General features: G+C 69.9%; 10 protein-coding genes and 1 pseudogene. 4 read left to right on the forward strand and 7 right to left on the reverse strand.

What is annotated here, in order from left to right; all coding sequences use genetic code 11:
- From AC3XYG_RS25690 to argH, 6 genes and pseudogenes are all read right to left on the reverse strand, one after another.
- Window positions 1-221 (reverse strand): annotated as a pseudogene (locus tag AC3XYG_RS25690) (hypothetical protein); the annotation flags it as partial.
- Window positions 222-386: 165 nt separating this feature from the next.
- Window positions 387-1,355: a threonine ammonia-lyase gene (locus tag AC3XYG_RS25695; protein WP_489142715.1), complete on the reverse strand. Its 969-nt coding sequence runs from the start codon at window positions 1,353-1,355 to the stop codon at window positions 387-389.
- 58 nt (window positions 1,356-1,413) lie between these two features.
- Window positions 1,414-3,930 (reverse strand): TIGR02302 family protein, encoded by a 2,517-nt coding sequence (locus AC3XYG_RS25700; RefSeq protein ID WP_489142716.1) that lies wholly within the window; start codon window positions 3,928-3,930, stop codon window positions 1,414-1,416.
- A gap of 31 nt (window positions 3,931-3,961) precedes the next feature.
- On the reverse strand, window positions 3,962-5,227 hold the full coding sequence (gene lysA, locus AC3XYG_RS25705) for a diaminopimelate decarboxylase (protein ID WP_489142717.1): 1,266 nt from the start codon (window positions 5,225-5,227) through the stop codon (window positions 3,962-3,964).
- Window positions 5,224-5,364 (reverse strand): hypothetical protein, encoded by a 141-nt coding sequence (locus AC3XYG_RS25710; protein WP_489142718.1) that lies wholly within the window; start codon window positions 5,362-5,364, stop codon window positions 5,224-5,226. Before AC3XYG_RS25710 ends, lysA begins: the two co-directional genes overlap by 4 nt.
- Entirely contained in the window at window positions 5,361-6,785 is a 1,425-nt protein-coding gene (gene argH, locus AC3XYG_RS25715; RefSeq protein ID WP_489142719.1) for an argininosuccinate lyase, read from the reverse strand. The genes AC3XYG_RS25710 and argH overlap by 4 nt, the downstream gene beginning before the upstream one ends.
- A gap of 13 nt (window positions 6,786-6,798) precedes the next feature.
- Between argH and AC3XYG_RS25720 the strand changes: the two genes are divergently transcribed.
- On the forward strand, window positions 6,799-7,386 hold the full coding sequence (locus AC3XYG_RS25720) for a TlpA family protein disulfide reductase (protein WP_489142720.1): 588 nt from the start codon (window positions 6,799-6,801) through the stop codon (window positions 7,384-7,386).
- A gap of 19 nt (window positions 7,387-7,405) precedes the next feature.
- Here the strand turns inward: AC3XYG_RS25720 and AC3XYG_RS25725 are convergent, their stop codons facing one another.
- The gene (locus AC3XYG_RS25725; RefSeq protein WP_489142721.1) at window positions 7,406-7,609 is read right to left on the reverse strand and encodes a hypothetical protein; all 204 of its coding nucleotides are present in this window, start codon (window positions 7,607-7,609) and stop codon (window positions 7,406-7,408) included.
- A 26-nt stretch (window positions 7,610-7,635) separates the two neighbouring features.
- Between AC3XYG_RS25725 and AC3XYG_RS25730 the strand changes: the two genes are divergently transcribed.
- From AC3XYG_RS25730 to AC3XYG_RS25740, 3 genes are all read left to right on the forward strand, one after another.
- Window positions 7,636-7,866, forward strand: a complete 231-nt coding sequence (locus AC3XYG_RS25730; protein ID WP_489142722.1) for an AbrB/MazE/SpoVT family DNA-binding domain-containing protein — start codon at window positions 7,636-7,638, stop codon at window positions 7,864-7,866.
- The gene (locus AC3XYG_RS25735; protein ID WP_489142723.1) at window positions 7,856-8,266 is read left to right on the forward strand and encodes a PIN domain-containing protein; all 411 of its coding nucleotides are present in this window, start codon (window positions 7,856-7,858) and stop codon (window positions 8,264-8,266) included. Before AC3XYG_RS25730 ends, AC3XYG_RS25735 begins: the two co-directional genes overlap by 11 nt.
- Window positions 8,267-8,349: 83 nt before the next feature.
- The coding region (locus AC3XYG_RS25740) for an aldolase/citrate lyase family protein (RefSeq protein ID WP_489142724.1) at window positions 8,350-8,502 on the forward strand (153 nt) is incomplete at its 3' end.

Raw genomic sequence — 8,502 nt, forward strand, 5'->3', positions numbered from 1 at the left:
CCGGAACCGGGGCCACCGCCCCATCCGCCGCCGCCATAGCCAGGGCCACCGCCGCCGGCCTGGCCGCCCGACTTCGCGATCGCCTGCGAGGTCAGGCTGGTCGACAGCAGCATGGTCACCGCCGGCGGCGTGATGACGGCGAAGCGGCCGCATTTGGCTAGGAAATCGCGCCGGTCCGTCGACATGTCGACCGGTGGAGGTGTCTCGGGAAGATCGGTCATGGAGCGCCAGCCCTGTTGCACTATTGTCCCCTGGCTGAACGCTACCCAACGGCTGGCTCGACCGACAATTGGGACATTCAGCGGCCCCCGTTGGGGCAGCGCCTCCTTTGGTGGAAAGAGGCGCTGCCAAAAGGCGTAGAAACGTAGGTACGGATTCGTACCGGGTCAGGCCACGCCGAATTCCCGGCGCCAGCGTTCGACGTCGTTCAGCGTGACGTTGCCGCCGCACAGGATCAGCGCCAGCCGGGCGTCGCGCGGCAGCCGGTCCTTCAGCCGCAGCGCCGCGGCCAGGGTGCAGGCGGCCGCCGGTTCGGTCACCACCCGGGCCTGTTCGGCCAGGATCTGCAACCCGCGCACCGCCTCGGCATCCGGCACCACCAGCACCTCCTCGACCGCGTCACGGACGATGGCAAGGGTGCGGTCGGAGACGGACGGCGCGCCCAGCGTCTTGGCGATCGAGGTGATGGCGTCGAGCCGCACCGGATGCCCGGCCGCGAGCGCCTTGCTCATGCCATCGGCGCCTTCGGTCTCGACACTCCAGATCCGGATCTCGGGCCGCAGCGCCTTCACCGCGGTGATGACGCCCGAGATCATGCCCCCGCCGCCGATCGAGGCGATGATGTCGGTGATCTCAGGCGCGTCCTCGAGCAGCTCGAGGCCCATGGTGCCCTGGCCGGCGATCACCAGCGGATCGTCGAACGGATGGATCAAGGTGCGCCCGGCGGCGGCCTGGCGATGCGCCTCGTCGAACGCCGCGGCGATGTCCGCGGTCAGGATCACCTCCGCCCCATCGGCGCGGGTGCCGGCGACGTAGTTCTCCGGCGTCGTCTTCGGCATGATGACACTGGCGGCGACGCCCAGCACCCGGGCGGCATAGGCGATGGCGAGGGCGTGGTTGCCACCGGAGACCGCGACCACCCCGGCCTCACGCCCCGCGGCGTCCAGACTGAGCATGGCGTTGAACGCCCCGCGCGCCTTGAAGGAGCCGCTGTGCTGCAGCAGTTCCAGCTTCGCCACCACCGGCAGGCCGAGCGTCTCGCTCAGCCGCACCTGCGGCAGGGTCGGGGTGCGCAGCACATGCGGCGCGATGCGGGTGCGCGCGTCGCGGATCATCTCGAGCGTGATCGCCGTCACGATAGTCCTCATCCTGGCGGAAGCCCGGGCGATGCCCGCGGCTGGGAAGGGCCGCGACTCAGAACTGGCGCAGCAGCCTTTGGATATAGTCCCGCTCGACCGGTGCGCGCGAGCGGTCGTCGAGGCGCTGGCGCAATTCGTCGAGGATGGCGCGGGCGCGTTCGGTGTCGAACTGGGTCGGCACCTTGGTGCCGTTGTTCTCCGCATCGGTGCCGCCCTGGCCGGTGAGCGGCCGGCCGAGCGGGTCCTGCCCCATGGAATTCCGGCCCTGCTGTGCCCGGCCCGTGCCCGGCTGGGCGTTCATGCCTTCCATCATCTGCTGGGCCAGCCCCTGCAGGCCCTGCTGCAGCTGGTCCAGCGCCTCGGTCTGCGACGGCACCGCCCCGCCGGGATTGCCCTGGCCGAGCGCGTCACCGGCCTGCTTCATCGCCCGTTCCGCCCGGCCGAGCGGCATCGGAATGTCGCCGCCCATGTCGCCGAGCTGCCGCATCATCTCGCCCAGCGCCTTGCGCAGCGCTTCCTGCGCCTGGGCGTTCTGCTCCGGCGTGCCGTCCTGCGGCTGCTGCGACGGGTCGCTTTCGTCCCCGCCCTGCTGCGCCTGCTGCTGCCGGAAGGTCTGATCCAGCAGCTGGCGCTGCGCGTTGGTCAGCTTCTGCAGGTCCTTCATCAGGTTCATGGCGCGCTGCTGGGCCTGGGCCTGCTCCTGGCTGACCGCCCCCATATGCATGTTTTCCATCATGTTCTGCATCTGGGACAGCAGTTGCCGGGCCTGGTCCTTGGCGCCGGATTCGGACAGGCGCTGCATCTGGTCGATCATGTCCTGGAACTGCTTGCGGTCCATGACCTGCGCATCCGGCGGCACCTGGGTCTCGGCCATTTCGCCGCGGCGGATCTTGTCCTGCATCTGCTCCGCCATCGCCTGGAGATAGCGGTCCATGGCGCGGCGCAGTTCTTCGGTCAGCTGGCTGATCTCCTGGTCACTGGCGCCGCGTTCCAGCGCATCAGCCAGGCGCTGCTGCGCGTCGCGCAGCGAGCGTTCGGCCAGCGACATATCGCCATCCTCGATCCGCAGCGCCGTATCCCACAGCAGGTCGCGCAGCGCCGCCACATGCGGCTGCGGATTGTCCTGGGCGAACAACAGGCGGCGGGCGGCGGTGCGCAGGGCCAGGAACGCGACCTTGTCGTCGTAATAGCGGTCCGGCCGCTGCGACAGCGTGTCCAGCGTCTCGGCCACGCTTTCGGACTGGTCCGGCTGCAGGGTCAGGATCCGGCGCTGATCGATGATGGCGCGGGCGACCGGGTGGTGGAATTCACGCTCCGGCAGGGCCACCCGCTCCGGCGCGGTCGACGCACTCTGCCCCGCCGCATCGGTCGCGGTCAGCACGATGTCGACCGCCTGGCCGGCCCAGGGGTGGGGCGTCAGATCCTGGTAGCTGGTGGTCTTCACCTCGCGCGGCCAGCGGCCGGGCACCGACAGCGGGATGACCAGCGGCGCCGGGTCCAAGACCGCGGGCGCACCGGGCGCCAGGGTGAAGGTCGCGGTCAGCGTGGCGATGCCATAATCGTCGGTCGCGGCGGCGTCGAGGCGCAGCGCCTGGCGTTCGGTCGGTTTCGGCTTCTGGCCGAAGGCGATGGTCGGCGGCGCGTCGGGCAGCACCTTCACCGGCCAGTCGCCCAGCACCGTGCCGTCCTGGGTCACGGTGATGCGGTCGCCGCCGGTGATCTGGGCCTTCAGCTCATAACTGCCGCCGTCGATCGCGGCGAAGTCGGATTTGCTGCCGGCGAGGCCGAGGCTGGGGGCGGCATCGCCGCCCGAGACCCGGCCGACCAGGGCGCTGCCGACCGGAATCTCGATCGGGCCCGGCGCCGGCTGGCCGTTCGCCGGCGTCACCTGGCCCGCGGTCAGGTAGATCGGCGGCCGCCCGGTATAGGTCGGCGGCGTCACGAACAGATCGAGCCGCGGGGCGGTCGCCGCGGCGGCACCGAACAGCCCGGGCGACACGGCGCGGCCGAGGCGCGGGCCCCAGTCGCTGCCGGCGGAGACGACGGCCAGCACCAGCCCGATCGCCACCAGGCCGCGCAGGGCGAAGCGGTCCTTTTCGGCATTGCGCGGGCGCGGCAGGCCGGGCCGCAGGGCCCGCAGCTGCGCGGCACGCTGTTGCTGGTGCCGCTGCCACAGGGCGCGGCTGAGCGCATCGGTGGTGCCGGTGGCCTGGGTGTCGCGCAGCCCGGTCAGCGGCCGGTGAGGGGCGCCGCTGTCGCGCTCCAGCCGGCGCCGCGCGGCGAGGCCGTCGGGCAGGCGCAGCCGCCAGAGCGGCCGGCTGGCCAGGACCAGCGCGCCGATAAAGCCCAGCAGGATCAGGGCGTGCAGCCAGCCCGGCAGGTCGGGCAGCAGGTCGAAGCCGACCAGGACCAGGAAGGCGCCAGCCACCGTCACAACCGGCCAGCCGGCACGCCAGACGGTTTCCCAGGCAGCCGCGGTCCAAGCCAGCGCGATCTTGATGCGCGGCTCGGACGGCTCGACGGGTTTGGAAACGCTCGCCGTCTTGGGTGCCTCGGTCGGGCTGCGGGCCACCGGTCCTCCTGGAGCCTCTATGGTCAGTCCATCAAGAGGCCAGCCAGGGCGGCAGGCTCTCCCCGGCGACCATCTCTTCAAATGTGGGCCGTTTTCTGACGATGGCAAAGTGGTCTTTGTCGACCAGCACCTCCGGCACCAGCGGCCGGGTGTTGTAGGTCGACGCCATCACCGCGCCATAGGCCCCGGCCCCGGTGAAGGCGACCAGGTCGCCGGCCGCCAGCGGCGGCAGGGCGCGACCGCGGGCGAAAGTGTCGCCGCTTTCGCAAACCGGGCCGACCACGTCGAACTCGGCCTCGCCAGCCCCTTCGGCCGGCTGGCGCAGCGGCACGATGCCGTGCCAGGCGTCGTACATCGCCGGGCGGACCAGGTCGTTCATCGCCGCGTCGAGGATGACGAAGTTCCGGGTGCGGCCGGGCTTGATGAAGATCACCCGGGACAGCAGCACGCCGGCATCGCCGCAGATCGACCGCCCCGGCTCCACCATCAGGCTGCAGCCGAGATCGCCGACCGTCTCGTGCACGATGCGGGCATAATCGGCCAGCGACGGCGCCGCATCGCCCTTGTAGGAGATGCCGATGCCGCCGCCGAGATCGACCCGTTCCACCGCATGGCCGGCGGCACGCAGGTCGAGCACCAGGTCGGCGAGGCGGCGATAGGCGTCGCGATAGGGCGACAGGTCGAGCAGCTGGCTGCCGATATGGGCGGCGACGCCGACGGCGCGCACCCCCGGCAGCACCCGCGCCCGGTCGAAGGCCGTGGCTGCATCCTCCAGCTCGATGCCGAACTTGTCGCCCTTGCGGCCGGTGGAGATCTTGGCGTGGGTCTTGGCGTCGACATCGGGGTTGACCCGGAACGCCACCACCGCGTCGCGCCGGACCCGCACCGCGACCTGGGACAAGAGCTCAAGCTCCTGCAGCGATTCGACGTTGATCTGGTGGATTTCGGCCAGCAGCGCCGCCTCCAGATCCTCCGCCGTCTTGCCGACGCCGGAGAAGACGATGCGGTCGGCCGGGCAGCCGGCGGCCAGCGCCCGCCGCATCTCGCCGGTCGAGACCACGTCGATCCCCGCCCCCTGCTGCACCAGGGTGCGCAGCACGGCGAGGTTGGAATTGGCCTTGGCGGCGAAGCAGACCGACATCGGCAGCCCGGCCAGCGCATCGACATAGGCGCGGTAATTCGCGACCAGCTGGGCCGAGGAATAGACATAGGCCGGCGTGCCCACCTGGGCGGCCACGGCGGCGAGATCGACGTCCTCGGCGAAGAGGGCGCCGTCGCGATACGCAAACACGGTCATGAGCTGGGATAGCCTCGCGGATAGGCAGACGTCTTGCTGTCGGGCGCGCTGACCGACGCCGCCTTCTTGCCGCAGGCGACGAGGCCGAAGGCAAGGGTGACGGCGAGGAGAAGGCGCAGAAGGACGGACGGTTTCACAGGAAACGCTCCTTTGCGGTGCGGACGGCCTCGCGCACCCGGTCGGGCGCCGTGCCGCCGAAGCTCTTGCGGCTGGCGACCGAGGCCTCGGCCGTCAGCACGGCGTAGACGGCATCGGTGATGCCGGCATGGACCGCCTGCATCTCGGCCAGATCAAGGTCGGACAGGCCGCAGCCCTTGTCCTCGGCCAGCTTCACCAGATGGCCGGTGATGTGGTGCGCCTCGCGGAACGGCACGCCCAGGGTGCGCACCAGCCAGTCGGCCAGGTCGGTGGCGGTCGGGAAGCCGGCCTCGGTCGCCCGGCGCATCGCCTGCGGGTTGACGGTCCAGCTTTCGACCATGCCGGTCAGGGCGGCGAGACACAGCATCAGCGTGTCGTCGGCGTCGAACACCGGCTCCTTATCTTCCTGCATGTCCTTCTGGTAGGTCAGGGGCAGGCCCTTCATCACGGTCAGCAGGGCGGTCAGGCTGCCGAAGACCCGGCCGGACTTGCCGCGCACCAGCTCCGCCGCATCCGGGTTGCGCTTCTGCGGCATGATCGAGGAACCACTGCTGAACCCGTCGGACAGCCTGACGAAGCGGAACTGCGGCGTCGACCAGAACACGATCTCCTCCGCCAGCCGCGACAGGTGCATGGCGCAGATGCCTGCGGTGGCGAGGTAGTCGAGCGCGAAGTCGCGGTCGGAGACGCTGTCGAGGGAATTCGCGGTCGGCCGGTCGAAGCCCAGCGCCGCGGCGGTCATGTGCCGGTCGATCGGATAGGGCGTGCCGGCCAGGGCGGCGGCGCCGAGCGGGCACTCATTGGCCCGGGCGCGGGCATCGGCGACGCGGCTGCGGTCGCGGCCCAGCATCTCGACATAGGCCAGCAGGTGATGGCCGAAGACGATCGGCTGCGCCACCTGCAGATGGGTGAAGCCGGGCAGGATGGTGTCGGCATGCGCCTCGGCCTGGCCGATCAGTGCCGCCTGCAGCGCCTGCATCCCCTGGTCCAGCCGATCGAAGGCGTCGCGCACCCACAGGCGGAAATCGGTCGCCACCTGGTCGTTGCGGCTGCGCGCGGTGTGCAGCCGGCCGGCGGCCGGGCCGATGATGTCGGCCAGCCGCGCCTCCACATTCATGTGGATGTCTTCCAGCGACGTCTTGAATTCGAAGCGGCCTTCGGCGATTTCGCGCCCGACCTGGTCGAGGCCGCTGGTGATCGCCGCCGCGTCCTCGGCGGACACGATGCCCTGCACGGCAAGCATTGCGACATGAGCGCGCGATCCCGCGATATCCTGGGCCCAGAGCTTGCGATCGAAGCCGATCGAAGCATTGATCCGTTCCATGATCGCGGCCGGGCCGGCGGCGAAACGCCCACCCCACATGGTGTTGGCGCCTTTATCGGGGGCGACGGGGGTGGCAGGCTGGGTCGGATCAGGCATGGGAACGGACCGGATGAGAAAGAGAGCAACGATCGCCGCGGGCTTGGCCGGCCTGGTGCTGCTGCTGGCGGCGGGCGCGGCCTGGTGGACGCTGCGGGCCCCGGGGGACCAGCCGCCCCTGGACGGCGCCGTCGCCAGCTTCGCCCTGGCCGACCGGCCTGAACCGGCACCGGAGATTACATTCTCCGACGCCGCGGGCAACACCCTTCGTCTCGCCGATTTCAAGGGCAAGGTCGTGCTGGTCAATCTGTGGGCGACGTGGTGCGCCCCCTGCGTCAAGGAGATGCCGGCGCTGGACCGGCTGCAGGCCCGGATGGGCGGGCCGGATTTCGCGGTGCTGACCGTGTCGATCGACCGCGAAGGCCTGGCCAAGGTGCAGCCCTTCTTCGCCCAGAACAAGATCGCGGCGCTGCCCACCTATCTCGACCCGACCGGCCGCGCCCCGGCCATCCTGGGCGTCCGCGGGCTGCCGACCACGGTGCTGGTCGACCGCGACGGCACCATCATCGGCCGGCTGGAAGGGGGCGCCGCCTGGGACAACGACGACGCCGCCCGATTGATCGACTTTTATCTCGATCGTGGGAAGGCCAAATCGGCCTGAGGCGGCGGCGCCCGCAGGCTCAAAACGGCGTGGCGCCCATGTAGAAGCCGACCAGCACCAGAACGCCGTAAACCCAGATGATCGTGCGCAGCATCATGTCCTTGTCCTCGGGCTCTCGGCCCAAGGACAGGTGTATGCCGAACCACAGCGGCACGATGTGATGGAGGTCACGGCCTGGCGAGGGCGGGTGAGATTGCCCAGCACCTCCGCTCATGATATACATATTGAAGTGTATATCATGGTGATGCCGTGCGTATAGCCAAATGGGGAAACAGCTTGGCGGTCCGCCTGCCCGCCGCGGTGGTCGAGGCGCTGGCTCTGAAGGAAGGCGACGATATCGAGATCCGCCTCGCCGCCGACCGCACTTTCCTGGTGGACCGGGATCGCAGCCGGAACGAAGCGCTCGACCGGCTTCGCGCCCTACGCCGGCCGTTGCCGCCCGGCTTCCGCTTCGACCGCGACGAAGCGAATGAGCACTGACGCGTTCCTGGATACCAACATCCTGCTCTATGCCATTGCCCAGGACGACAGCCGCAGCGGGGTGGCGGAAGCGCTTCTGGCCGCCGGCGGCGTCATCAGTGCGCAGGTGCTGAACGAGTTTGCGGCTGTCGGCCGTCGCAAACTCGGCATGTCCTGGGGCGAGATCGGCGAGGTGCTTTCGGCGATCCGCGCCCTGTGTACGCCGGTCGTGCCGGTCACTGTCGAGACGCATGATGCTGCACTCGGGATCGCAGCGCGTCGGGGCTTCAACATCTATGACGCTTTGATCGTCGCGTCGGCGCTGCAGTCGGGATGTCGGACGCTGTATTCTGAGGACATGCAGGACGGCCAGGAGATCGACGGCCTGACCATCCGGAACCCGTTCGCCAGCACGGGGTAATCGCCGTGGCCCTGCACAACGCGATGTACGGGAACGGCACGGTCGCGATATGATGCAAAGCTGATTCCAGAGGGCTCCGCACCATGATCCTCCGACCCCGCCGTTCGCTGCTCTATGTTCCCGGTGCCAATGCCCGCGCGCTCGACAAGGCCCGCACCCTGCCCGCCGACGGGCTGATTCTCGACCTCGAGGACGCGGTCACGCCGGAGGCCAAGCCCGCGGCGCGCGAGCGGGTG

The sequence above is a fragment of the Inquilinus sp. genome (assembly GCF_057815775.1).